Source organism: Ilumatobacter sp. (genome assembly GCF_046290335.1).
GTDB lineage: Bacteria > Actinomycetota > Acidimicrobiia > Acidimicrobiales > Ilumatobacteraceae > Ilumatobacter_A.
Map to the genome: position 1 here is coordinate 506,399 of NZ_JBKAGH010000001.1, position 24,761 is coordinate 531,159.

At 66.7% G+C, this 24,761-nt stretch carries 26 protein-coding genes; 8 read left to right on the top strand and 18 right to left on the bottom strand.

What is annotated here, in order from left to right; translation table 11 throughout:
- Position 1 precedes the first annotated feature (1 nt).
- Positions 2-907 (bottom strand): SDR family NAD(P)-dependent oxidoreductase, encoded by a 906-nt coding sequence (locus ACE37B_RS02300; protein ID WP_409921662.1) that lies wholly within the window; start codon positions 905-907, stop codon positions 2-4.
- A 116-nt stretch (positions 908-1,023) separates the two neighbouring features.
- Between ACE37B_RS02300 and ACE37B_RS02305 the strand changes: the two genes are divergently transcribed.
- Positions 1,024-2,178 (top strand): MFS transporter, encoded by a 1,155-nt coding sequence (locus ACE37B_RS02305; RefSeq protein WP_409921663.1) that lies wholly within the window; start codon positions 1,024-1,026, stop codon positions 2,176-2,178.
- On the opposite strand, the gene ACE37B_RS02310 is transcribed toward ACE37B_RS02305, so the two are convergent.
- From ACE37B_RS02310 to argC, 7 genes are read right to left on the bottom strand one after another with little or no spacing between them, the layout of a single operon-like run.
- Positions 2,165-2,716 (bottom strand): DNA-3-methyladenine glycosylase, encoded by a 552-nt coding sequence (locus ACE37B_RS02310; RefSeq protein ID WP_409921664.1) that lies wholly within the window; start codon positions 2,714-2,716, stop codon positions 2,165-2,167. The two genes, ACE37B_RS02305 and ACE37B_RS02310, sit on opposite strands and share 14 nt — an antisense overlap.
- 7 nt (positions 2,717-2,723) lie before the next feature.
- Entirely contained in the window at positions 2,724-4,175 is a 1,452-nt protein-coding gene (gene argH, locus ACE37B_RS02315) for an argininosuccinate lyase (protein WP_409921665.1), read from the bottom strand.
- Positions 4,176-4,202: 27 nt separating this feature from the next.
- Complete coding sequence (argR, locus tag ACE37B_RS02320; RefSeq protein ID WP_409921666.1) at positions 4,203-4,667, bottom strand: arginine repressor; 465 nt, start codon at positions 4,665-4,667, stop codon at positions 4,203-4,205.
- Positions 4,664-5,590 (bottom strand): ornithine carbamoyltransferase, encoded by a 927-nt coding sequence (locus ACE37B_RS02325; protein WP_409921667.1) that lies wholly within the window; start codon positions 5,588-5,590, stop codon positions 4,664-4,666. Before ACE37B_RS02325 ends, argR begins: the two co-directional genes overlap by 4 nt.
- Entirely contained in the window at positions 5,587-6,813 is a 1,227-nt protein-coding gene (locus ACE37B_RS02330) for an aspartate aminotransferase family protein (protein WP_409921668.1), read from the bottom strand. Before ACE37B_RS02330 ends, ACE37B_RS02325 begins: the two co-directional genes overlap by 4 nt.
- Positions 6,810-7,742: an acetylglutamate kinase gene (gene argB / locus ACE37B_RS02335; RefSeq protein WP_409921669.1), complete on the bottom strand. Its 933-nt coding sequence runs from the start codon at positions 7,740-7,742 to the stop codon at positions 6,810-6,812. Before argB ends, ACE37B_RS02330 begins: the two co-directional genes overlap by 4 nt.
- Complete coding sequence (argC, locus tag ACE37B_RS02340; protein ID WP_409921670.1) at positions 7,739-8,767, bottom strand: N-acetyl-gamma-glutamyl-phosphate reductase; 1,029 nt, start codon at positions 8,765-8,767, stop codon at positions 7,739-7,741. Before argC ends, argB begins: the two co-directional genes overlap by 4 nt.
- A 98-nt stretch (positions 8,768-8,865) precedes the next feature.
- Here argC and ACE37B_RS02345 point away from each other — a divergent pair, with 98 nt between their 5' ends.
- Positions 8,866-9,501: a YqgE/AlgH family protein gene (locus ACE37B_RS02345; protein ID WP_409921671.1), complete on the top strand. Its 636-nt coding sequence runs from the start codon at positions 8,866-8,868 to the stop codon at positions 9,499-9,501.
- A gap of 94 nt (positions 9,502-9,595) precedes the next feature.
- Here ACE37B_RS02345 and ACE37B_RS02350 read toward each other — a convergent pair whose 3' ends face one another.
- The 4 genes from ACE37B_RS02350 to pheS form a co-directional block, all read right to left on the bottom strand.
- The gene (locus tag ACE37B_RS02350; protein ID WP_409921672.1) at positions 9,596-9,991 is read right to left on the bottom strand and encodes an SHOCT domain-containing protein; all 396 of its coding nucleotides are present in this window, start codon (positions 9,989-9,991) and stop codon (positions 9,596-9,598) included.
- Positions 9,992-10,074: 83 nt separating this feature from the next.
- A complete protein-coding gene (locus tag ACE37B_RS02355) occupies positions 10,075-10,473 on the bottom strand; it encodes an ACT domain-containing protein (RefSeq protein WP_409921673.1) in 399 nt (132 codons plus the stop codon).
- 2 nt (positions 10,474-10,475) lie between these two features.
- Positions 10,476-12,842: a phenylalanine--tRNA ligase subunit beta gene (gene pheT / locus ACE37B_RS02360; RefSeq protein ID WP_409921674.1), complete on the bottom strand. Its 2,367-nt coding sequence runs from the start codon at positions 12,840-12,842 to the stop codon at positions 10,476-10,478.
- 13 nt (positions 12,843-12,855) lie between these two features.
- Positions 12,856-13,866 carry a phenylalanine--tRNA ligase subunit alpha gene (gene pheS, locus ACE37B_RS02365; RefSeq protein WP_409922878.1) on the bottom strand — a complete coding sequence of 337 codons (1,011 nt, stop codon included), beginning with the start codon at positions 13,864-13,866 and terminating at the stop codon, positions 12,856-12,858.
- 289 nt (positions 13,867-14,155) lie between these two features.
- Between pheS and ACE37B_RS02370 the strand changes: the two genes are divergently transcribed.
- Positions 14,156-14,896, top strand: a complete 741-nt coding sequence (locus ACE37B_RS02370) for an alternative oxidase (RefSeq protein ID WP_409921675.1) — start codon at positions 14,156-14,158, stop codon at positions 14,894-14,896.
- Between the two features lie 47 nt (positions 14,897-14,943).
- Here ACE37B_RS02370 and ACE37B_RS02375 read toward each other — a convergent pair whose 3' ends face one another.
- On the bottom strand, positions 14,944-15,426 hold the full coding sequence (locus ACE37B_RS02375; RefSeq protein ID WP_409921676.1) for a YbaK/EbsC family protein: 483 nt from the start codon (positions 15,424-15,426) through the stop codon (positions 14,944-14,946).
- Positions 15,427-15,436: 10 nt separating this feature from the next.
- On the bottom strand, positions 15,437-16,360 hold the full coding sequence (locus ACE37B_RS02380; protein WP_409921677.1) for a MurR/RpiR family transcriptional regulator: 924 nt from the start codon (positions 16,358-16,360) through the stop codon (positions 15,437-15,439).
- A 46-nt stretch (positions 16,361-16,406) separates the two neighbouring features.
- On the opposite strand from ACE37B_RS02380, the gene ACE37B_RS02385 reads away from it, so the two are divergent.
- Both ACE37B_RS02385 and ACE37B_RS02390 read left to right on the top strand, forming a co-directional pair.
- A complete protein-coding gene (locus ACE37B_RS02385) occupies positions 16,407-17,963 on the top strand; it encodes an aldehyde dehydrogenase family protein (RefSeq protein ID WP_409921678.1) in 1,557 nt (518 codons plus the stop codon).
- A 5-nt stretch (positions 17,964-17,968) separates the two neighbouring features.
- The gene (locus ACE37B_RS02390; RefSeq protein WP_409921679.1) at positions 17,969-19,048 is read left to right on the top strand and encodes a saccharopine dehydrogenase C-terminal domain-containing protein; all 1,080 of its coding nucleotides are present in this window, start codon (positions 17,969-17,971) and stop codon (positions 19,046-19,048) included.
- 88 nt (positions 19,049-19,136) lie between these two features.
- Here the strand turns inward: ACE37B_RS02390 and ACE37B_RS02395 are convergent, their stop codons facing one another.
- The 4 genes from ACE37B_RS02395 to infC form a co-directional block, all read right to left on the bottom strand.
- On the bottom strand, positions 19,137-19,901 hold the full coding sequence (locus ACE37B_RS02395; RefSeq protein ID WP_409921680.1) for a TrmH family RNA methyltransferase: 765 nt from the start codon (positions 19,899-19,901) through the stop codon (positions 19,137-19,139).
- A 124-nt stretch (positions 19,902-20,025) separates the two neighbouring features.
- Positions 20,026-20,379 (bottom strand): 50S ribosomal protein L20, encoded by a 354-nt coding sequence (rplT, locus tag ACE37B_RS02400; protein ID WP_409921681.1) that lies wholly within the window; start codon positions 20,377-20,379, stop codon positions 20,026-20,028.
- Between the two features lie 34 nt (positions 20,380-20,413).
- Positions 20,414-20,611, bottom strand: a complete 198-nt coding sequence (rpmI, locus tag ACE37B_RS02405) for a 50S ribosomal protein L35 (protein ID WP_409921682.1) — start codon at positions 20,609-20,611, stop codon at positions 20,414-20,416.
- A gap of 58 nt (positions 20,612-20,669) precedes the next feature.
- On the bottom strand, positions 20,670-21,356 hold the full coding sequence (infC, locus tag ACE37B_RS02410) for a translation initiation factor IF-3 (RefSeq protein ID WP_409922879.1): 687 nt from the start codon (positions 21,354-21,356) through the stop codon (positions 20,670-20,672).
- A gap of 287 nt (positions 21,357-21,643) precedes the next feature.
- On the opposite strand from infC, the gene ACE37B_RS02415 reads away from it, so the two are divergent.
- From ACE37B_RS02415 to ACE37B_RS02425, 3 genes are all read left to right on the top strand, one after another.
- On the top strand, positions 21,644-22,627 hold the full coding sequence (locus ACE37B_RS02415) for a class I SAM-dependent methyltransferase (protein ID WP_409921683.1): 984 nt from the start codon (positions 21,644-21,646) through the stop codon (positions 22,625-22,627).
- 51 nt (positions 22,628-22,678) lie between these two features.
- Positions 22,679-23,641, top strand: coding sequence for a hypothetical protein (locus ACE37B_RS02420; RefSeq protein ID WP_409921684.1), 963 nt, complete (start codon positions 22,679-22,681; stop codon positions 23,639-23,641).
- A 109-nt stretch (positions 23,642-23,750) separates the two neighbouring features.
- Entirely contained in the window at positions 23,751-24,509 is a 759-nt protein-coding gene (locus tag ACE37B_RS02425) for an SDR family NAD(P)-dependent oxidoreductase (protein ID WP_409921685.1), read from the top strand.
- The last annotated feature ends 252 nt before the right edge of the window (positions 24,510-24,761 follow it).

Sequence of the window (24,761 nt, forward strand, 5' to 3'; positions counted from 1 at the left end):
TTCAGTCGGTCGGGTTGAGTTGATCGCTCGCGGCGCGAAGTTCGGCGAACAGCATCTCACCGAAACCCGGTTCGTAGGCACGCTCCGGGTCGGCGCGGACCGCGGCGTCGAGGGCGTGAGCGTCCTCGCCGACGAGGATGCGCCAACGCCCGTCGCGCACACCGTCGAGGATCACCGTCGCCGCTTGCGCGGCGGTCATCGGTGCCATGTCGTGGAACATCTGATCGGCGATCTTCATCAGTTCCTTCTCCTCGTCGGTGAGCGCACGCGCTCCGAAGTGCATCGAGTTCTGGACGATCGACGTGCCGATGTGACCGGGCATGACCACCGACGCCTTGACGTGCGGCGCGTTGACCGCCAGATCCGTCATCAGCGCCTCCGTGAAGCCCTTCACGGCGAACTTTGCGGCCGAATAGGCGGTGTGCGGCCGGTCGGCGCCGATCGACGCCCAGAAGCCGTTGACGCTGCTGGTGTTGACGATGTGCCCATCGTCGGACTTGACCAGCGCGTCGAGGAAAGCCAGCGTTCCCCAGCGAACACCGTGGAAGCAGACGTCGAAGCAGCGATCCCATGACTCGCGCGTGTCGGTGAAGATCGATCCGCCGCCGCTGAGACCAGCGTTGTTGAACAACAGGTTGACGTGCTCGACGTCGTGCGACGCGAGCACCTCGTCACGAAACACGAGCATCGCTGCTTCGTCGCTCACATCGCAGGTGTGCGTCGAGATCCGGATGTCGGAAGCCGGTGCCGCCGCACGAGCGAGCGCTGCGGTCTCGGCCATGTTCGGCTCCGACAGGTCACACATCGACACGTGTGCTCCGGCGGCAGCCAGTTGCACGGCCAGTTCTCGGCCCATACCGGTGCCGCCCCCGGTGATGACGGCGATCTTGCCTGCGAAGCTCTGCATGGCCGAGACGGTAGGCCACCGTGAGCGCGGTGAGCGAGCCAGCGACCGAGCCCGAACGTCGGCAGCGCCGCCTCCATCGGCGTCACCGGGGCCTCCTGCCCGTATGGTGCCCGGTGATGGCGGCGCCGCGAAACGAACCCCGACATCGCGTCGTCGTGGGATCGTTGGCATTCACGTTCTTGTCGTTCGCGATTCCCGTTTCGATGTTCGGGGTGATCTGGCCAGATGTCCGCGAGCGGTTCGGGCAGTCCCTCGGTGCCCTGGGCGTGGTGTCGCTCGTATATGGCCTCGCGCGGATGTCGACATCGGGGTCGGGACGCGCCGCGACGACCCGCTTCTCGATCGGCGCCTGCATCGTCGCGGCGCTGGCAGGTTTGGTCGCCGTCGATCTGGTGGTCGCCACGTCCACCACCTGGCCCATCTTCCTGGTGGGGGTCGCAGGAGTCGGACTCGTGTCAGGTCTTCTCGATTCGGTCGGCGCCGGCGTCCTGGCAACCATCGGCGAGGTCGGCAGCGCCGGTCTGGTACACGGGGCCTACGGGGTCGGCGCAACGTTGGGACCGCTCGTCGTCGTGGTGATCGATGACTGGCGATGGTCACTCGCCGCCACGGCGGTCGTTGCCATCGCAGCTGCGGCCGTCGCCGTCGCGGCACGCCACGACTGGCCCCCACCGCCCCCTGCGCCATCGAGCCGGAGCACCGCGCCACCGAGACGAGCAACGACGATCTCGCTGCTCGTGTTCGGACTCTTCGTCGCGGTCGAGGTGACGATGGGTCAGTGGCTGTTCACGTACCTCACCGATGGCCGGGGCGTGGGCGACACGATCGCTGCCGTCGGCGTTGCCGGATTCTGGGGTGGGACCACCGTCGGACGGTTGCTGCTGGCCAACCCGGTGCTGTCCGACGGGATCGATCGCATCGGGCTACCGGCGTGTGTCGCTGTCGCGGGGGCCTTGTACGTCGGCGTGGCGTTCGTCCCCGGTTGGGGCATCATCGTGTGCTCCACATCGGCGGGGCTCCTTCTGTCGCCGCTCGTGCCGACGTTGGCGGCGCGCACCGCTCGCCGCGTGGGGACCATGCACGCGCAGCGAGTGTCGGGCTGGCAGTTGCTGGCCGCGAACGTCGGAGCGATCTCGGTACCCGCAGGCACCGGGCTCCTCGTCGACTGGGTCGATCCCCAAGTGGTCGTTCTGGTCGTCGGCGGTTGTCTCGCCGCCGGGTTCCCGGTGCTGTTGGCCGCCCGGCACCTGCCCGATCTCACGGCGAACTGAAACGCCACGGTGTCTCCGTCGCCTTCGTCAGCCCGACACGCGGGCCGACGATCGGCGTCGTCGGAGGTGGCGTGCCGTCGTCGAACAGACCGACCGGACCGCCCGGCGCGCAGACGTCGACGCCGTCGTGGCTGAGTTCGATGCCGAGCGCCTGGCACAGCTTTCCTGGACCGTTCGTGAGATCGCGACGCTCGCCGCGTCGACGACGCACCACGTCGAGTCCGTCGATCACGTCGACGGCCCGCAACAACACCGCGTCGCCGCGACCGTCGGGCCCGACGACCACGTTGGCGCAATGATGCAAGCCGTAGCTGAGGTAGACGTAGAGGTGCCCGGGCGGTCCGAACATCGTGGCGTTGCGCTTCGTGCGGCCGCGGAAGCTGTGGCTGGCCGGGTCGTCTTGATCGTAGGCCTCGACCTCGACGATGCGAGCGGTCACGACCGAGCCATCGGCGTCGACTCGCAGCACGGTGTGCAGCAGGCGTCGCGCGACCTCCTCGGCCGGTCCGATCAGTTCGGTGCGGTCGAACAGCCGCATGCTGCGGTCAGCCGAACGAGGCGAGTCGCCGCAACGCCAGCGTCTCGTCGCGCACCATCGCCCGATACGACGCCACCTGCTCGTCGCGCGCTGCGGGCCCGGCGGCACCCCGACTCGTCCGCATCCGCACACCGACACCCGGAGCGACGAGCGCGGCCGCCGCGTCGCCCAGCAGTGGGTCGGCGGCAACCAGGTCCGCAAGCGATCCCTTCCCGGCGAGACACGCCTGCACGTGCGCACCGACCACGGCGTGGGCTTCGCGGAACGGCAAGCCGTTGCGGACGAGGTATTCCGCCAGATCGGTTGCCGCCATCGTCTCCTCGTCGGCAGCGCGTTGCATCGCGTCGGTGTCGAAGGTCGCCGTCGCGATCATGCCCGTCAATGCTGCGACCGCAAGCGTCACCTGCTCGACCGAATCGAACAACGGCTCCTTGTCTTCCTGGAGGTCTCGGTTGTACGCCATCGGGAGGCCCTTCAGCGTCGCCAGCAGGCCGGTGAGATTGCCGATCAGCCGTCCGCTCTTGCCGCGGGCCAACTCGGCGATGTCGGGATTCTTCTTCTGCGGCAGCATCGACGAGCCGGTGGCGTACCCGTCGTCGAGGCGGGCGAAGCCGAACTCACCCGAAGTCCACAACACCCATTCCTCGCCGATGCGCGACAAGTGAATCCCGATCAAGGCGAGGTCGAACACCGCTTCGGCGACGAAATCACGATCACTGACGGCATCGAGGCTGTTGTCGAACGCCTTGGCGAAACCGAGGTCGGCGGCGTTGCCGGCCGGATCGATGGGCAGCGAGGAACCGGCGAGCGCGCCAGCGCCGAGCGGCGACACGTCGAGGCGATCGATCGTGTCGAGCAGCCGGCTCACGTCGCGCCCGAGCGCCCAACCATGTGCCATCAGGTGATGCGACAACAGCACGGGCTGCGCCCGCTGCAGGTGGGTGTAGCCGGGCAGATAGGCGTCGCCAGCGTCGAGCGCTTGCTCGAGCAACGCTTCTTGCATCTCGACGAGTCGGATCGCGACGTCACGGAGTTCTCGTTTGCACCAGAGACGCAGGTCGGTCGCGACCTGGTCGTTGCGGCTGCGGGCGGTGTGCAGCTTGCCGCCGGCGGGTCCAGCGATCTCGGTGACGCGCCGTTCGATGGCGGTGTGGATGTCTTCGTCGCTCTCGGCGAAGGTGAACGAGGCGGTGTCCATCTCGACGCCCACCTGGTCGAGCGCGGCGAGGATCTCGTCGCGCTCGTCGCTCGTCAGGAGACCGACGCGCTCGAGGCCGCGAACGTGTGCTTTCGATCCTGCGATGTCATCGCGCCACATCCGCTGGTCGTACGGGAGGCTGACCGTGTAGGCCAGGAGTGATTCTGACGGGCCGCCGGTGAAACGACCGTGCCAGAGCGTGCGGGCCTGCGGCGGGAGTGCGGCGTCGCGCGCGAATTCGTGTTCGTCATCGAGGTCCATGAGACTCCCTACGTGGGTCGCGCCGGCTCACTCGAGGCCAGCAAGGTGTTTGAGATGGTCGGCCAGTCCGGCTCCGTCGGTCGACGCCGAGATGCAGATCAGCGTGTCGTCGCCGGCGACGGTGCCGAGCATGCCGTCGACACGGCTGCGGTCGAGCGCCGACGCCACGACATGCGCACAGCCCGGAGGGGTCCGCAACACGACGATGTTGCCGGAGAATGTCACCTCTCCGACCCACTCCCCCATCACCCGGCGAAGCTGATCGAGTGGTGCCAATCGATCCGGCGCGAGCTCCGGAATCGCGTACACCGTGTTGCCGCTGGGCACTCTCACCTTGATCGCTCCGATGTCGTCGAGGTCGCGCGACACCGTGGCCTGCGTCGCTTCGATGCCCTCGTTGGCCAGGTGTTCGATGAGCTCGGCTTGGCTGGTGACCTCGTGGTCACCGACGAGGCGCATGATCGCCGTCTGGCGCTGCACTTTCGTGGTCACGCGCCGCTGCTCCCCAGTGCGAAGGCGAGGACGCCCCGCGCCGCATGCAGTCGATTGTGGCCCTGCTGGAACACCGCCGACTGCGGGCCATCGATCACCTCGGCGGCGACTTCGAACCCGCGGTAGGCAGGCAAGCAGTGCATGAACACGGCGCCCGGGTCGGCCTGAGACATCAAGGCCGCATCGACCGCGAACCCATCGAACATCCGGCGCCGGACTTCTTTTTCCGCTTCCTGCCCCATCGAGACCCAGGTGTCGGTGTGCACTGCGTGAGCGCCGTCGACCGCGTCGGTTGGCCGATCCACGAAGGCAACGTCGCCATCGCCGATCGTCGCCAACCGTTCGAGTTCGGCGGCCGAGGGGGCGAACGATGGTGGGCACGACACGCGAACGCTCATGCCCGACAGCAGCGAGATCTCGGCCAACGACCGGGACACGTTGTTGTAATCGCCGATGTAGGCGACGCGTTTCCCCCGGAGCTCCCCGAGCCGTTGTCGCATGGTCAGTGCATCGGCGAACGCTTGCAGAGGATGAGCGCGATCGGACAGCATGTTGACGACGACGGCGTCGGCGCTGTCGAATCCGTCGACCGAGTCGGCCAACCGGGTCAGCGTCGTATGGTCGAACACTCGGGCGGCGATGACCGCGTGGTAGCCGGCCATGATCTTGGCGATGTCTTCCACCGGTTCTCGAGTATCGAAGCCGACTTCTTCGCCGCGGGTGTAGACCGGATGTCCGCCGAGCTGTGCGACCGCCATCTCCATCGAGTGACGCGTGCGATTCGACGGCTTTTCGAAGATCAAGGCGGCACCCGCACCGGCGAGCGGCCTCGCGAGTTCGTCGATCGGCCGCTCGGCGAGTTGCAGGACCTCATCGACTTCCGCGGCGGTGAAGTCGACCACCTCGAGGACGTGTCGTGTCATGTCTCGGTGCTCCGCTCGTGGATCTGCGTGAGCAGCGCGTCGGCGATCATCGCCACCGCTTCGTCGATCTCGTCGTCGGACACCGTCAGCGGTGGGAGCAGGCGGATCGTGTCGGGCTTGACCGCGTTGACGATCAGACCGGCATCGAGCAGATGCGCGTAGGCGCGCCGCGCATCGAGCCCCTCGTCGAGTTCGACCCCGAGCATCAGGCCGCGGCCTCGCACGTCGGCGACACCCGCGACGGAACGCAACGCGTCGACCAGACGACGGCCTTGTGCGACGGCGCGGGCAGGTGCGTCGATCCGCTGCATCTCGTCGATCGTCGCGTTGACGGCCGAGCAAGCGATGGCCGTGCCGGAATAGGTGCTCCCGTGGTCGCCCGGCCGGAACACCGCGGCGACCTCGGTGCGAGCCCAGCAGGCCCCGACCGGCATCCCGTTGCCCATCGCCTTGGCCATCGTGATGACGTCGGGTGCCACGCCGGCATGCTCGAATCCGAACCAGGCGCCGGTTCGCCCGAACCCGGTCTGGATCTCGTCGACGATCATCAGCGCGCCGACCTCGTCACACAGTGCCCGGATGCCCTGCACGTACTCCACCGACGCCGGGTTGACCCCGCCTTCGCCCTGGATCGTCTCGATGAGCACCGCCGCCACCGAGCCGTCGACAGCGTTGCGCATGGCCTCGAGATCGTTCCAGGCAACGTGGCGGAAGCCGTCGGGCATCGGCTGGAACGGCTCGTGCTTCTCCGGCTGACCGGTGGCGGCCAGGCTGGCGAGCGTGCGTCCGTGGAAGCTCCCGAGGGCGCTGACGACCGTGTGGCGACCGCGACCGCCGTGCTTGCGAGCGAGCTTGATCGCACACTCGACCGATTCCGCGCCTGAGTTGGTGAAGAACACCTGGCCATCGTGGCCGGTCGCGGTCTTCAGCAATCCGTTGATCTTCACGGCCGCTTCGGTCGCGACCGGGTTCGCGAAGAAGTTCGACACGTGCAGGAGTCGTTCGGCCTGGTCGCCGACGGCCTCGGCGACGATCGGGTTGGCGTGACCGAGCGACACCACGGCGAGGCCGGTGAGGAAGTCGAGGTAGCGCTTGCCGTCGGAATCCCACAGTTCGGTCCCGCGGCCGCGGTCGAACATGATCGCAGGCGGGCCGAACACCGGCATGAACGGGCACTGCTCCATCGGAGCGTGCGAGAACCCGTGAGAGGCGGTCGTGGTCATGCGGTGAGCTCCTGCGTGCTGGCGAGGTGGGCGTCGAGGCCGGCTTGATCGGCCATGACCATCGTGCCGATCCCGTCGTCGGTGAACAGTTCGAGGAGGAGCACGTGGGCGATCCTCCCGTCGAGGATGTGCGCGCGTTCGACCCCGCTGCGAACGGCATCGAGACAACTCGTCACCTTCGGGATCATCCCGCCGGCGATCGTGCCGTCGGCGATGAGCCGGTCGAGGTGATCGGCGGTGGTCTGACGAATCAGGCTGTCGGGGTCGTCGACATCACTGCGCAAGCCTTCGATGTCGGTGAGATAGATCAGTTTCTCGGCGCCGAGCGCGACGGCGATGGCCCCGGCGGCGGTGTCGGCGTTGATGTTGTAGGCCTGGCCCGACGAGTCGGAGCCGATGGTGGCGATGACGGGGATGAACTCGTCGTCGAGCAGCCCACTCAGCACGCGTGGGCGGACCTCGGTGACGTCGCCGACGAACCCCAGCGCCGGGTCACGCGGAGCCGCGCGAATCAACCCACCGTCGACACCCGACACGCCGACGGCGTAGTTGCCGTGCACGTTGATCGCGGCGACCAGTTGCGGGTTGACCTGGCCCTTGAGCACCATCCGGGCGATGTCGACCGTTTCGGCGTCGGTGACGCGCAACCCGTTGACGAACTCGCTGGTCTTGCCGAGTCGCCGCATGAGATCGGAGATCTGGGGACCGCCGCCGTGCACCACGACCGGGCGCATCCCGACCAGCCGCATCAGCACGATGTCTTCCGCGAAATGCGCGAGCGCGTCTTCGTCAGAGGTGCCGGCGAGCGCGTTGCCGCCGTACTTGATGACGATCGTCTTGCCGGCGAATCGCCGAATGTACGGCAGCGCCTCGACGAGCGTCGAAGCCTTCAGCGCCGACGAGATCAATGTGTCGGGGTCATTGGTCATGGTGCGAGTCCGATCTTGGCCAGCCCGGCGGCCTCGTCGAGGCCCAACGCGACGTTCGCCGCCTGCAGCGCCCCGCCCGAGGCTCCTTTGGTGAGATTGTCGATAGCGCACAACGCGATCACGGTGCCGGTGCGTTCGTCGAGGTGCGCCGAGACATGCGCGGCGTTGGATCCGAGGACCGACTTGGTCGCCGGCGATCCGTCGACGACCGAGACGAACGGCTCACCGTCGTAGAACGACCTCAGCGCTCCAGCGAGTCGCTCGGACGTGCAGTCGGTGGACGGCGTGGCGTAGCAGGTGGCAAGGATGCCGCGGCTCATCGGGACGAGATGCGGGGTGAACAGCACCTGGGCACCGACCTCTTGTTCGATCTCAGGAGTGTGCCGATGGTTGAGCAGCCCGTAGGCGGTGACATTGGCGTCGATGTTGGCGAACACATTTGTGTCGGTGGGCGAACGGCCGGCACCGGTGATCCCCGTGACGTTGTTGACGATGACGCCAGACGGCTCGACCAGCCCAGCGGCCACGAGGGGCCGGAGCGCCAGGGTGGCAGCGGTGACGTGACACCCCGGCGTGGCCACGAGTTCGGCGCCGACGAGGTCGCTGCGGTGTAGCTCGGGAAGTCCGAACACGGCCTGCTCGAGCAGGTCGAGCTGCGTGTGCTCGAACCCGTAGAACTCGGGGTACTGCGATGCGTCCTTCAGCCGGAAGGCAGCCGACAGATCGACCACACAACCGACCGAACCCACGAGTTGCGGTGCCAACTCCATCGAGGCAGCGTGCGGTAACCCGAGCACGACGAGGTCGAGTCCGACGAGGTCGTCGGCGTCGAAGGGTGCGAACACGAGATCGGGATACGCCGTGGTCAACGACGGATACAGGTCGGCTGCACGCCGACCGGCCATCGTGTCGCCCGTCGCGACGACCAGTTCGAGGTCGGGGTGTCCGGCCAACAAGCGCAACATCTCGGCGCCCGTGTATCCCGACGCTCCGACGATCGCAACCCGTTTTCGTGCCCCAGACATCTGCATGACCATACAGAGTTGTGCATGACTATGCAATGACCCGACGTCACACCCACGTCACTGCGACGTCGCACCCATGTCACTCCGATGCGGCTCCGATGCCACTCGAACGTCACTCCGAGGCTGCGTCAGCATTTTCCCACATCGTCGGCACACTGGAGTGCGTGTTCGGTGCATCGGTGCAGACCAAAGGACGCCTCCTCGTGGCGACCCCGCCACTCGGCGACCCGAACTTCGATCGCGCCGTGGTGTACGTCCTCGAGCACCACGACGACGGGGCGATCGGCATCGTGATCAACCGACCGACCATCGAGAGTCTCGACGAGCCGCTCGATCGTTGGATCGACTTGCAATCCGCTCCGTCGTCAGTGTTCCTCGGCGGACCCGTCGAGACCAACGCGCTCATCGCGCTCGCCGCAACGAAGCAGCCGGTCACCGACGACGACGAGCACCTCTCTGCCATCTCCGCGGAGATCGCATCCGCCGACTTGTCGGCTGACCCGGCGCTGATCGCCGGCGACGTCGAGGCGGTCCGCGTGTTTCGCGGATACGCCGGCTGGGGTCCGGGCCAACTCGACGCCGAGATCACAGCGGGCGCCTGGCTGGTCGTCGACTCGGTTCCGGCCGACGTGTTCACCGACGAACCCGACGAGCTGTGGCGCGACGTGTTGCGCCGTCAACCCGGTCGTCTCGCCTGGCTCGCGCTGGCACCCGACGACCTGTCGTTCAACTGAGCCATCACTCGCTCAACACCTGGGGTCAGACCCCAGCCGTTCAACACCTGGGGTCTGACCCTGCGTGTTGAACGGCTGGGGTCATGATACGGGGTCAGGTCGTGGCGAGCAGCTTGGCCTTTTGCGCCTCGAACTCCTCGTCGCTCAGCACACCCTGCGTCCGCAGCTCGGCCAGCTTGACGAGTTCGTCCGCCACGCTCACCGGTCCGGCTGCCGCGCGAACGTATTGGCGGACCGCTTCCTCGCTCTGCTCCGCGTTCCGCAGATCTCGCTGGGCCATGTCGTCACCGTGCACGATGAGATACGCGAACACGCCGATCAGTGGGAACACGACGACAAGCAGCGCCCAAAGCGCCTTCTTCGCCCCACGAATCGGGCTCCGGAAGATGTCGATGATCACCCGGAACACGAGGAGCAGCCAGGCGATCCAGAGGAACACGAACAGCGCGGTCCAGAAGATGCCGAGCAGTGGATATTCGTAAGCGAGCACGTGATCTCCCGTGGTGAGTGTCCAGCCGGATCGACCAGACGAACGGTGGAGCCACGACGATCCTTCGTCGGGTCCGCCAAAGACTAGGCGCGCAGCACCTCGATGGCGCGGTCCACGTCGCTGGCCGGCACGAGCAGGTGATCGTGGTGGAACCCTGCGAGCACGTTGCACGACACGCCGGCGTCGGCGAGGGTCCGGCTGAATGCTGCGGTGAGTCCCACGGCCTCCAGGCTCGAGTTGACGGTGAGCGTCAGCCACGCCATCTCGACGACGACCGGCAAACCGAACCGCCGAGCGTCGTCGACCTGCATCACGAGCGTCACCGCCTCGTCTTCGACGATCGTCGCCAGCGCGACCGCCAACTGATCGGCGCCGGGAGCGTCGACCGCGACGAAGGTGAACACACCGGGTCGCCGCACCACGTCGAGCGTGGCGAGCATGGCGTCGAGATCGGTCTCGCCAGGAGCGCGGGCGTCGTCCACGGTCAGCTCCTCAGCTCGGCCCCGAGCTTGATCGATGCCGCCTCGACCCCACGGCGCACCTCGGCGATGTCTCCCTCGGTCAGACTGCGATCGGCGGCTTGCAAGCGGAGCCGGTACGCCAAGGAGCGGGCGCCCGCCCCGATCGACTCCCCCCGATAGGTATCGAAGAGATCGAGGTCGACCAACAGGTTGCCCGCGCCCTGGCGGATCGCCTTCTCCAGCTTCTCGGCCGGAATCGAGTCCTCCAGCTTGAAGGCGAGGTCCAGATCGCTCGACGGCTGTCGGCTGGTCGGCTTCCACTGCGTCGGCTTCGGCTCCCGAGCCAGGAACTGATCGAGATCGACCTCGAGGATCGCGACTCGTTCGGTCACCTCGAACGCCTCCAGCACGTCGGGGGCGACCTCTCCGACCGCACCGAGGGGGTCTTTGCCGGCCTGCAGCGTCGCGGACCGCGTGGCGTGGAGTCCTGCGGGCACCTTGGACTGGTCGATGCGCGCACCACCACCGAGGGCCGCCGTCAGCTCGCGCCACACTGCGAGCGCTGTCGGGGCTTGCTCACCGGCGAGCACGACCGTGAGCGCTTCGAACTCCGCCGGCAGGTCGCCATCGCTCGGCGGGTACACGTGGCCGATCTCGAAGAACTTCGCTCCGGTCCGTCGATGCGACTCGTTGTAGGAGATCGCACGAAGCAAGCCGGGACGCAACGATGTGCGCAACACCGATTCCTCCGCGACCAGCGGGTTGGTGATCCTGATCGCGTCGCCGTCGAGGCCGGCTTTGGCCAGCGTGTCGGGTGCGAGGAACGGGTTGGGCATCGCCTCGGAGATCCCGAGTCCGAGCAGGACCTCGCGAACGAGGCGACGCCGCTGTTGGCGCACGGTGAGGCCGCCGTGGTCGACCGACTTCGGAACGGTGCTACCGAGACGGTCGTAGCCGTAGTGGCGAGCGACTTCCTCGATCACGTCGATCTCGGCGGTCGAATCGATCCGCCACGTCGGCAGCGCCACTCGTCGAGTGCCGCCCTCCCCCGTCACCGTGTAGCCGATCGGATCGAGCAACGCCGGGAGGTCGTCGGCAGACAGATCGGTGCCGAGGATGCGGTTCACGTTGTCGATGCGAACGTCGACCGAACGCTCGGCGGGCGGCAGATGATCGGTCTGTGCGTCGACGGCTCCGGCGTGCACCACGAGGTCCGGGCAGGTCTCGGCGAGCAGTTCGACGAAGCGGGCGATCGCGACGGGCATCCCGTGCGGGTCGACGCCACGTTCGAAGCGCTGCGATGCTTCGGATCGCAGACCGGATCGAACGACCGTCTGGCCGATCGGCACGATCGAGAACCACGCCATCTCGAGCGCGACCACGGTCGTGGTGTCGGAGATCTCCGAGTCCAAGCCGCCCATCACTCCGCCGAGCCCGATCGGGACGTCGTTGGCGTCGCAGATGACCAGGTCGTCGGACGAAAACGTCCGATCCTCGCCGTCGAGCGTGACCAAGTGTTCGCCTTCGTCGGCGAGCCGGATCCGGAACCCGCCACCCCCGAGCGTGTCGAGGTCGTACGCGTGGTTGGGCTGGTTGAGTTCGAGCATCACGTAGTTGCTGACGTCGACCACGTTGTTGATGGGCCGCATGCCCGCGGCGGTCAAGCGGTTGGCCATCCACCGGGCGGACGGTTTCACTTCGACGCCGGAGATCACTGTCGAGGTGAAGCGCGGGCACCGGTCGCGAGCGGCGATCTCGACCGACGCGACGCGCTCGGGGCCCGTGACGTCGAGGACGGGATCGGGGGGCCGGAACTCGACGCCCATCTTCGCCGCGAGATCGCGGGCGATACCGACGTAGCCCCAACAGTCGGGGCGGTTGCGTGTGACGTCGGCATCGATCAGCACGTCGGACGAGATGCCGAGCGCATCGCCGTACGGAACGCCCAACGGCGTACCGGACGGCAGGATCCGGATCCCGCTGTGGTCGTCGCCGAGTCCGAGTTCGGACGCCGAGCACAGCATCCCTTCGGAGTCGATGCCCAGGATGCCGCGACGTTCGATCGTCATGCCGTTCGGCATCGTGGTACCGAGGGTCGCCATCGGCACCACGTCGTCGACGGAGATGTTGCTCGCACCGCACCACACGTGACGCTCGACGCCATCGCCAGCATCGACGTAGACGCGCTGCACCTTCGCTGCGTCGGGATGCGATTCGAGACGAAGGATGCGCGCGGTGACGACACCGTCGACCGTGTCGCCGACCGAGGTGACCGTGTCGACTTCGAGACCGAGCGAGGTGAGCGCGTCGGCGACGCGCTGCACGGCCGCCGAGTCGGTCGGGTCACCGAAGTCGCCGTAGGAGTTGAGCCAGGACAGGAGAATCTTCATGGGTCTGCCCTTTTCAGAACTGTTCGATGAAACGAAGGTCGTCGGCGTACATCGCCCGGAGGTCGTCGACGCCGTGGCGCATCAGGGCCATGCGGTCGATGCCGAAGCCGAAGGCGAATCCGCTCCATTCCTCCGGGTCGAGTCCACCGGCTGCGAGCACGTTGGGGTGAACCATGCCGCAGCCACCGAGCTCGATCCAGGATCCATCGGGGCGCTGGATGTCGAACTCCGCCGACGGCTCGGTGAACGGGAAGTAGCTCGGGCGCAACCGAGAGTTCCAGCCCTTGCCGAAGAAGGCATGCGTGAACGCTTCGATCGTGCCAGCGAGGTCGGCCATCGAGATGTCGCGATCGATGACGAGTCCTTCGATCTGATGGAACACGGGCATGTGCGTGGCATCCGGAGTGTCGCGACGGAACACGCGTCCGGGAGCGATCACATAGATCGGCGGCTCCTGGGTGAGCATCGTGCGGATCTGTACCGGAGAGGTATGCGTGCGCAGCAGCGTGGTGCCGAGCGTTCCACCCGGTGGCACGTGGTCGACGAAGAGGGTGTCGAACTCGCCTCGAGCCGGATGGCCCTCGCCCATGTTGAGGGCTTCGAAATTGTGCCAGTCGGTTTCGACCTCGGGCCCTTCGGCCACCCGAAAGCCCATGCCGACGAACACGTCCTCGAGCCGCTCCCACGCTTGTGTGACGAGGTGCGCTTTCCCGCGGCTCGGCTTGGTCATGAACTCGGTGAGGTCGAGGCGCTCAGCCTCGACGCGTGCGGCGAGCGCCTCGGACCGAAGCTCTCCTCGACGATCATCGAGCGCAGCGTCGACGGCAGCCATCGCCTCGTTGATGGCAGCGCCAGCAGCCTTCTTGTCGTCGATCGACTCGACCGAGCCGAGCTGCTTCTTCAGTCCGGCGAGTTCACCCTTCTTGCCGGCGAACCGGGTGGTCATCGAGGTGAGGTCGTCGAGGGATACCGCCGAGGCGATCTCGGCGAGCGCCGCGTCGCGGGCGGCGGTGATGTCTGCGATCAAGGGAGGTCCTTTCGAAGTGCGAACGTGAGCGTACGGCCGCGCGCAGCGGCCAGTGATGATCCCCGGACGGACTCAGGACGTGGCGCAGGAGCGAAGATGTGCCATTCCCCGGTTCACCCGGGGCACAGAAATCGCTGCAACTGCATCGTCACCACGCCCAGCGTAGCGCCGCGTTGACGATCAGGCGCCTTGCGTTTCGCCCGATCGCGTGTCTCTCTCAGCGGAACCGACCGTTTCGCCTTCCGGCCGCGGCCACGACCGACACCTCGTGTGCTACAGGTTGGTGATGGCCTCCATCGATCAGCATTCTGCGACCGAACGACCATTCCCGCCCAAGCAATACCAGTCCTTGTTCGCGATGCCGCTGTCACCGGCGGAGCTACGCGAGCACCAGGCCCGCTATCTCTCGATGCCCGAGTACCGCTACGGACCTGCTGCGCGCCTGCTGTTCTGGACCGCCGACAAGGTGTTCCCGCAGGGACGCAGCTTCGAGTTCTTCGCCTTCGTCGAGTTGGTGGCCCGAGTCCCGTACATGGCGTGGGAACACGTCGGCCACATCGCGCAGACCCAGAACCACCGCGACCACGAGTTCGACCGCAAGATCCAAGATCGCGTCCTGCTCGCCCGGGACGAACAAGACAACGAGTTCTGGCACCTGCTGATCATGGAAGAGGCTTGCGAGCAGGTCGGCTACGAGCGGCGGTGGTTCTTCGACAAGCTGTTCCCCCAGATCTTGTCGGTCGTCTACTACCACCTCTCGTGGCTGCTCTTCGTCGTGCGCCCGAACTGGTCGTACCAGCTCAACCGCGACTTCGAGGACCACGCGATGCGCCAGTACGCCCGATTCGTGGAGGAGCATCCCGAGTTCGACGAGATGGCTTGGGAGTCTCGCTATCGAGGCGACTACGGGTTTCACGCAACCGTCGGCGACATGCTCCGCCAGATCGCCCACGACGAGGAACAGCACAAGCTCCACTCGGAAGCCTTCATCCGCCGCGGCGCCCGATTCTCTCGCCGTACCGGCTGACCAGGCGCCTCGCATCGACGCGCGAACCGCGCCGACCACCTTCACGATCAGGGCGGCGGCGGCTTGGCCAGGTCGTCGACGACCTCGGCGCCGATCGCTGTCAACACCGACGGCGCCGCCAAGACCTTGCGGTCACGTGAGCCCCCACCGAGAATGATCTGGTCGCGAGCCATCACGGCGCGATCGACCCAGATGGGGACCTCGTCGGGCAGCCCGAACGGTGTGACGCCGCCGATCTGCATGCCGGTGATGTTCGCGGTGTCGTGCGCGTCGGCGAACGACGCCTTCTTCGTGCCGAGGCGCTTGCGCACCACCTTGTTGACGTCGAGTCGCGTGCTGGCCAGCACGACGCAGGCAGCGAACACCGGCGGGTCGGCTTTGCCGACGACGAGGATCGTGTTGGCCGAGTCGTCCAACGAATAGCCGTAGGCCTCGCAGAACTGCGCGGTATCGGCGAGTTCCGGGTCGCACGGCACGATGTCGTAGTCGACGCCGGTCGCGTCGAGTCGTTCGATGAGCGGATCCGCCATGGACCCGAACCTATCCGGCCCCACCCTCGCGTCGCTGCGTCGCCTCGAGCACCTGGTCGAACACCTGGCCGTCGGCCCACAATTGCTCGATTCGATCGAGCCGTTCCGTGGCCTCGTGACGGAGTTGGCCTGCGATTTCGGCGATCAGGAGCTCCACGACCGCCACCACGGGCACCACGCTGTCGAACGGCCCCACGGCCGCGACGTCGATGCCCAACCAGCGGTCGGCCATCGCGGCAAGCGGCGACAGCGGGCCATCGGTGATCGCGATGAGCCTGACGCCGGCAGCAACGAGTTCGGTGGCGGCTGCCACGACAGCGGACTCATAGCGAGGAAAGTCGATCACCACGGCGACGTCGCCCGCAGCGGCTTCGGCGAGCTGCGATGCCACCGCCGGTGGGGAGCCCTCGAGTCGCCGGACACCGGGGCGGAGGAGACGCAGGTTCCCCGCGAGCAGCGTTCCCGGAGTCGCCGAGGTTTCGGCGCACAACACCCACACTGTCCCCAGCGCCCGAGCGATCTCGGTGGCCAGATCTGCCACGGTGCCCACGTCGAGGCCACTGAGGGTTCGGTGCAACCGGTCGACGACTTCGACTGCCGGGTCAGCGTGTCGATCCCGAGTTGCGGTCGGGGACGAATCCGTCGCCAATCGGAGTCGGTCGGTCGGTCGCCGCAGTCGTTCGGCCAATGACGCCCGAACGTGATCTTGGAGCGCGCCGTAGCCGTCGAAGTCGAGTTTGTTGGCGAACCGGACGACCGTGGGTCCGCTCGTGCCGACGGCGCGAGCCAGATCCGCCACCGTGCCGAAGGCCACAGCGGTCGGGTCGTCGAGGATCAGCCGGGCGAGACGACGTTCGGTGGGGGTGAGCGAGGAGCCCGCCGAGGCGATCCGTTCGCTCAGGTTCTGCATGCTCGTGGCCGCCGCTGGTCGCATGAATGAGACGTTACATTATCGAGACGCTTAATGTAATGTTCGAGTCATGACGAGCTCATCTGTGACTCACGCTGGCTCGCAGCCGGCCACCGTGCTCGGTGCCGCCGGGCTGACCACCGACGTGCTGACCGCGGGCGTCGACCGCCCCGACGGACTCACGGTTCGAACACCGATCGACGGCTCGGTGCTGGCGACCCTGGCCACCCACTCCGCCGACGGGGCCGATGCGATGATCGCGGCCGCGTCCGAAGCCTTCGCCGCCTGGCGTGCGGTCCCGGCCCCACGGCGCGGCGAGTTGGTGCGTCTGATCGGCGACGAGCTGAGGTCGGCGAAACGAGATCTCGGTCGCCTCGTCTCCCTCGAGTGCGGCAAGATCTTCCAAGAAGGCCTGGGCGAGGTGCAGGAGATGATCGACATCTGCGACTTCGCCGTGGGGCTCTCTCGCCAGCTCTACGGCCTGACGATCGCGTCGGAACGCCCGGGTCACCACATGCGCGAGACCTGGCATCCCATGGGCGTGTGCGGGATCATCACCGCGTTCAACTTCCCGGTCGCGCCGTGGTGCTGGAACGCTGCGCTGGCCCTGGTCTGCGGTGACCCGGTGCTCTGGAAGCCGTCCGAGAAGACCCCGCTCACCGCGCTGGCCACCCAGGCGATCGTCGACCGGGCGATCTCACGCTTCGACGCCGACGGCGGTGAGGCCCCTGCTGCGCTCTCGCAGGTCTTGATCGGCGGCCCCGAGCTCGGTCGAGCCCTGACCGCCAGCTCGGACGTGGCCATCGTGTCGGCCACCGGATCGAGCGCGATGGGGCGCAAGGTGTCGGTGGCTGTGGCCGAGCGGTTCGGGCGTGCCATTCTCGAACTCGGCGGCAACAACGCCATGATCGTCTCCCCGTCGGCAGACCTCGACATGGCGTTGCGGGCGATCGTCTTCTCCGCGGTCGGCACCGCCGGACAGCGATGCACGACGCTACGTCGGCTCATCGTCCATGAGGATGTCCGAGCCGATCTCGTGGAACGGCTGCAGCAGGTGTATGCGAACCTTCCCATCGGTGACCCGCTCGACGACACGACGCTGGTGGGCCCCTTGATCGACGAAGCAGCCCACACCGCCATGAGCGACGCGCTCGACCGCGCCCGGGCCGACGGCGCGAGCGTGTTCGGTGGTGAGCGGGTGCGCGCCGAGGTGCACCCCGATGCCTTCTACGTCAACCCGGCCATCGTCGAACTCGAGGCCCCGACCGATCTGACCAGGGAGGAGACCTTCGCGCCGATCCTCTATGTCATGCCCTACCGCACGCTCGACGAGGCCATCGACATCACCAACGACGTGCCCCAAGGTCTGTCGTCATGCATCTTCTCCACCGATGTGCGAGAGACCGAGCTCTTCTTGTCGGCGATCGGATCCGACTGCGGGATCGCGAACGTCAACATCGGCCCGTCCGGCGCCGAGATCGGCGGGGCGTTCGGCGGCGAGAAGGAGACCGGCGGCGGTCGCGAATCCGGCTCCGACGCCTGGAAGGGCTACATGCGACGCCAGACCCAGACCATCAACTTTTCCCGTGAACTTCCCCTCGCGCAGGGCATCCGGTTCGAGGTCTGATCATCATGGATCCCGACCGACTCGGCACGGTGGCCGTGCTCGGCCTCGGCAAGATCGGGCAGTTGGCTGCCCGCTTGCTGTGCGACGCGGGGTTCGACGTCGTCGGCCACGATGTCCGACCCCGGCCGCGTTCGGAGGCGTTCCCCGTCCGGGCGACCGACGTGACCGACCCCGACTCGCTGACCGCCGCCCTGGCCGACCGACACGCCGTGCTGTCGTGCCTCCCCTACTCGTTCAACATCGGCGTGGCCGACGTCGCCCACCGACTCGGCACCCACTACTTCGATCTCACCGAGGACGTGGCGACGACGCAGCACATCCGAACGCTGGCCGACACCTCGTCGGCGGTGATGGCACCCCAGTGCGGTCTGGCACCGGGTTTCGTCGGCATCGTCGCTGCGTCCCAGGCCGAGTCGTTCGACCGCTGCCGGTCGATCCGCATGCGCGTCGGCGCCCTGCCAGAACACCCCACCGGGCTACTCGGCTACGCCTTCAACTGGTCGCCCGAGGGCGTGGTCAACGAGTACCTCAACGACTGTGAAGTCATCGAGGAGGGCGTGCGCAAATGGGTGTCGCCGATGGAATGGAAAGAAACCGTCCACGTCGGCGGCACCCGTCTCGAGGCGTTCACCACCTCCGGTGGTCTCGGGACGATGTGCGACACCTATCTCGGCCGAGTCGAGAACCTCGACTACAAGACCCTGCGCTATCCGGGTCACATGGATCTGATGAACTTCTTCTTCCACGAACTCCTGATGCGGGAGCGAAAGGAACTGGCCGGCGAGATCCTCACCAACGCCAAGCCGCCGGTCGACGATGACGCCGTCTACATCCACGTGTCGTCCGAAGGCTGGATCGACGAGCAACTCACCCGATTGGAGTTCGTGCGCACCTTCCGTCCGATCACCGTCGGTACCGAGCGGGCCACGGCGATTGCGTGGACCACTGCGGGTTCGGTGGCATCGGTGATCGAGATGGTGAGCAACGGACTCCTGCCCGAGCGGGGTTTCGTGAAGCAGGAGGAGATCCCGTTCGACGCGTTCACGGCCACCACCACCGGCCGATTGTTCGGCAAGGCGCGCTGACACGAAGCGCTCGACGACACCGCTAGGACACCGCTACGACACCGCGACAACGCTGTCGCATGTTCGCTGGACGGAGGCGAGATCCGACCTACCCGGCACCGCCGGCACGCTGCCGCGCCGCTTCGAACACCAGCACCGTCGTCGCCATCGCCACGTTGAGCGACTCGCTGCGCCCAGCGTGGGGAATGGTCAACCACTGGCGGATCGGACCGCGTTCGTCATTCCACTCGTCAGGGAGCCCGGCGGCCTCGTTGCCCATCACGATGGCGACCCGGCCCGCCAGGTCGGCATCGGTGTACCTGGTCACGGTGCGCCCAGGCGCGAGGTGGCTGCTCGTTCCGACGAGCACCAGCCCGGCCCCGAGCACGTCGTCGAACGTCGCCGTGAGCACCGGGACGTGGAAGATCGCGCCAGCGGAGGCGCGGACCACCTTCGGGTTGTACACGTCGACCGAGCCAGGTGTGAGCACGACGGCGTCGGCGCCCGCCGCTTCGGCCGAACGAAGAATCGTGCCGAGGTTGCCGGGGTCGCTCACCCGGTCGAGCACGACGACGAACGATGCATCAGCGAGAGAGATGGCGGGCGGGCGCATCTCGACGACCGTCAGTGGCGGTTGCGGTGTCTTGGTCGAGCCGACGCGCTCGAACACGCCCATCGCGAGTTGCTGAACCGGCCCGGCACCAGCGACACGCACCTCGCTGCCCTCCGGAACGAACTGCATCAGGCAGCTCCAGCCCGCTGCAACCGCTTCGGCCGTCGACACGGGCCCTTCGACGACGAAACGGCGATGCTCGTTGCGTTCGGCCCGCGAGCCGACCAGCTTGCGCAACGACTGCACGGTCGAGTTGTTCATGCTCAGCGGGGCCATGGTCTCGGTTTCTGCGACGGGTGCGGCACGGTAGCGAAAACGACGACGGGCCGCACCTCTCGGCGCGGCCCTCGTCGTCGATCACGTGGGATCGAAATTCAGCGGTTGCTCAGAGCGCTGCCTTCGCGTTCTCGACGAGCTTGGCGAACGCTGCAGCATCGGTGACGGCGAGATCGGCGAGGATCTTGCGGTCGACTTCGATGCCAGCTGCGCTCAAGCCCGCGATGAAACGGCTGTAGCTCATGTCGTTTTGGCGGCAGGCGGCGTTGATGCGCTGGATCCAGAGCCGGCGCATCTCGCCCTTGCGGGCTCGACGGTCGCGGAAGGCGTAGTTGCCCGACCGCATGACCTGCTCGTTCGCGGCGCGGAACGAGCGGCTCTTGTTGCCGTAGTAGCCACGCGCCTGCTTCAGGACCTTCTTGTGGCGATTCGTCTTGGTGACGCCACGCTTCACTCTTGCCATTGTTCAGTCTCCTCGTGAGTTCGTTCGGGGGTCGTCAGCGCTCGGCGAGGAGACGCTTGATCTTTCGGGCATCGCCGGGGTGCACGTCGGCATCGGCTTCGAGGCGGCGCTTGCGGCGGCTCGACTTCTTCTCGAACAGGTGCTGATTGTTGCTCTGCTCGCGACGGAGCTTGCCCGTCCCGGTCTTCTTGAACCGCTTCGCAGCGGTCTTCGATGTCTTCATCTTCGGCATCTGGATGCTCCTTGTTGTCATGTGCCGGACTGCGGTCTGCCGCGGTCGGCGTGACGCCTCAGTCGGCGTCGTTCTCGGCCGGTGCAGCGACCTGATCGGCGGTGTCTACGTCGGCGGTTGCTGCGTCGGCTGATTCGGCCTCTGCAGCTGCTGCTTCGGCGGCCGCCGCGCGCTCTGCTTCGGCTGCTGCCTTCTTCATGGCTTCTTGGGCCTGCTTGTCAGGCGACAGCACCATCGACATGGCTCGGCCTTCGAGTCGCGAACGACTGTCGAGCTTGGCCGCCGGACCCACCGCTTCGATCACCTGGTCGAGGATCTTTGCGCCGAGCTCGGGGTGCGCCATCTCGCGTCCTCGGAACTGCAACGTCACCTTGACCTTGTGGCCTTCGTCGATGAATCGCACGACGTTGCGCGTCTTGGTGTCGAAGTCACCCTTGCCGATCTTGGGCCGGTACTTGACTTCTTTGACCGAGACGTTGGTCGACTTCTTGCGCGCTTCTTTGGCCTTCTGGTCTTCCTCGTACTTGAACTTGCCGTAGTCCATGATGCGACAGACGGGTGGGTTCGCGGTCGGGGCGACTTCGACGAGGTCGAGATCGAGTCCTCGGGCCATGCGCAGCGCCTCGGGAACGGGTTTGATTCCGAGTTGGTCCCCGCTGGGTCCGATGAGGCGGACCTCTCGGGATCGGATGCGGTCGTTCACGCGGTGCTGTTCACTACGCGGTTCTGGTCGTCGCGGTGCTATGACTGCCTACTCCTGTGCAATGGGCCTCCCCATGTGATGAATACTGGTGCTCGACGCGAAGTCCCGCGGAGCGACCACACACGGCGCGCCGGAAATCCGACGCCACGCTGACAGTCTCAGCCTCAGAACCTGGCTCACGGTCGGACGAATCGCTTCGACACGGTGGTGGCCAGGTGGGGGTTGCCCCCACTTCGCCTCAGTTGTAACAGGGGCACACTATCCGGCGACACCGCGGAAACCTCGGAGTCCGCCGCGGGTGAGCAGCGGCGACCTACATTGAGCGCACCATGGGACGCTTCGACGACATCCGCGCCTCGCTGCGCAACCGGGCTGCTTCAGCGCTGAGCGAGCCGCTGGCCCGCTCATCGACGTCGCGGCGTCTCCTGCTGCGCTCCCCCGCGTTCATCGAGTGGATCACCACCGATCCGGCGGTGCGCAGGCACTTGGAGGATGACGAAGGGTTCCTCGCGTCATTGCATGCGTCGACCAGGTTCGGTGCGACCGAGCCTGCGATGCACGTCGACGTCGACGTCTCCGACGAACAACTCGCCGCAGCGTTCGAACGCGTCCGCGAGACCTGGGAGAAGGTTGGCGTCGACGAGCCGTTCTGGTCGGTGTTGAGCGCCGACGAGTTCAAGCGCGACCGCCTGGCCGACACCGACGCGTTCTACGAGTCCGGACGATTCCACGTCGACCAGCTCGTTGCCACCCTCGAGCGCCACGGGGTCGACCCGTCCGGCGTCGGCACGTGCCTCGAGTTCGGATGTGGCGTGGGTCGTATCACGCTGTGGCTCGCCGAGCGTTTCGGCCACGTCGTCGGTTGTGACATCTCACAACCGCACCTCGATCTCGCAGCCGCCGAGTTCGAACGACGGGGCCGAACCGGCGTCGATCTGCTCCGAGTCGCCGACCGAGCGGCACTCTCGGCACTCCCCGAGGCCGATCTCGTGTACTCGATCATCGTGTTGCAGCACAACCCGCCGCCGATCATGGCGTTCATCCTGCGGCGGCTCCTCGACTCGTTGCGATCGGGCGGACACGCCGTGCTCCAGATCCCGACGCACGACCGCCGCTACCACTTCGGCATCGACGAGTACCTCGCTCCCGACGTCGCCGACGGCATCTTGATGCACGTGCTGCCCCAGCCCGACCTCTTCGGCATCGTCCACGACGCCGGCTGCGTCGTGCGAGAGATCTACGCCGATCATCTGGCGGGCATGGCACCGCACACGATGTCGAACACCCTCGTCATCCACCGCCCGAACGAGTGAGTCCAGGCGGTTGCCCGGCGCGCCGCTGAACGGGCGGTCGAGGCTGTCGCTGTGCGATCACCGAGCTGCATCGGCACACTCGACTGGTCATACGAGTTGTGTACCCCGATCGAACAGGAGGTGTTCGACCGGCTTTCGGTGTTCCCGTCCCGGTTCAGCCTGACTTCGGCGCGGGCGATCGCCGCAGGTGGAGCGATCGACGAACTCGACGTGATCGATCTCGTTCCACAACTCGTCGACCGGTCGCTGCTCCAACGAGTCACCGTCGACGACGGCACCTCTCGATACCGCATGCTCGAGACGGTGCGCGCCTACGCCCTCGCTCACCTCCAAGACGCAGGGACCACCGATGAGACCCGAGCGCTCCACGCACGCTACGTGGCCGACACGCTGCTCCGACTCGCGCTGCGCGCCTACGGCCCCGACGAGCACGTCGTGCGTGCCGAGATGGCCAGTTGGCTCATCGACGCCGTTGCCGCCGTCGACACCTCCGTCGAGCAGCAACGATGGCACGACGCGTTCCTCCTCACCCGAGCCGGCCACGCGGCAGGGTTTCGCCAGTGGGTGGACCTGCAAGGGCTCATCATCGACGCAGCACGAAACCGACAGGAACTGAGCGAACTCGAGATCGCTCTCCTCGGATTCGCTCCGATGACGCACTTCGGCATCGACGCGGATCTGACGCGCCAGGTGTTCGATGCGATCGTCGACGGCCGATGGGTGGCACGGCACGACTCCGTCGGTGCGCCCCACGAGTCGATGGACGGCATCGACCTCACCGACACCGAGTGGGACCGGCTGATGGCCTCCCTCGACGACCTCGCTGTCGCCAGCACCGACACGCGCTTCACCGCCCTCGTGGGTCTGGCGTTCTGCTCGATCTCGGCCGACCGGACCGAGCAGATCATCGAACGACTCGAGGACCTCGCCGACGCGACCGGAAGCGCCACCGTGCGGGCCTGGAGTGCGAGCGCGACTCCGACACGTCGTCCACCGACACCCTCGACGAACTGATCGCCGACGTCCTCACACTCGCCGACACGCTCCCGCGCTGAACCGCTGGAGTACGAGTACGGGTGAGTGTGAGAGGATTCGTGGGTTCCGAGTTCGGGGAGAGAATGTGATGCAGACGGTGATGGTGACGGGCGCGAGTGCAGGAGTGGGCCGCTCGCTCGCTCTCCGCTTCGCCTCGGAGGGCTTCGATGTGGTGGCGGTTGCCCGTCGCAGTGAGCTGCTGGACGAGCTCGCCGCGGAGATTTCCGATCGATACGGGCAGCAGGTGTTTCCGCTGTGCATCGATCTCACCGAACCCGGAGCGGCCGAGCGCGCGTACGAGGAAGCTCGTGGTCTCGGTGTCACCGTGCTCATCAACAATGCGGGCCTCGGAGACTGGAACTACGTCTGGGACGTCGGAGTCGATCGACTGCACGACATGATCGATCTCAACGTCCGCGCACTCACCGTGCTGTCGGTGCTGTTCACGCAGGACCACCGGGACACCGATGCGCAGCTCATCAACGTGGCCTCGGCTGCCGGATACGCATTGTTCGCGGGAGCGGTGACCTACAGCGCGACGAAGTTCTTCGTGACCGCTTTCACCGAGGGGATTCAGCTCGACATCGCGGCGGCAGGTGGAACGATGAAGGCGAAGGTGCTGGTGCCTGGTCCGATCGATACCGAGTTCACGGCCATCTCGTTGTCGGAGACGAAGTTCCCGGCTCGCGGCACGGACGGGGTCGAGTTCCACACCGCGGACGAGATCGCGGAGTTCGCACATCAGCTCTACGTGAGCGACCGCTCCGTGGGCCTCGTCGACACCGCCGACATGTCGTTTCGCCTCAGCGACTCCGTCCACCCGACCGCCTGGCTCACGAAACGGTGAGGCTCCGCGCTCGACTACGCCGTGCAACGTCGCTGTCACAAGGTCACGACCGGTCCACGGTGGGTTCTTGCCCGGCGCTGCACGACGAAGCGGCCGTCGGACTTCGAGCTACGGCGGCGCCAGTGCTCGTCGGCGGGCACATCCCTCCATCGCATCGCTGTGTTCGACCTGACGAGGCCGTGGCGCTGCCGGATCGCGAACTCCACCATGTCGGGCGCCGAGGTGTAGACCGTGACCTGCTGTCGCCGTGGC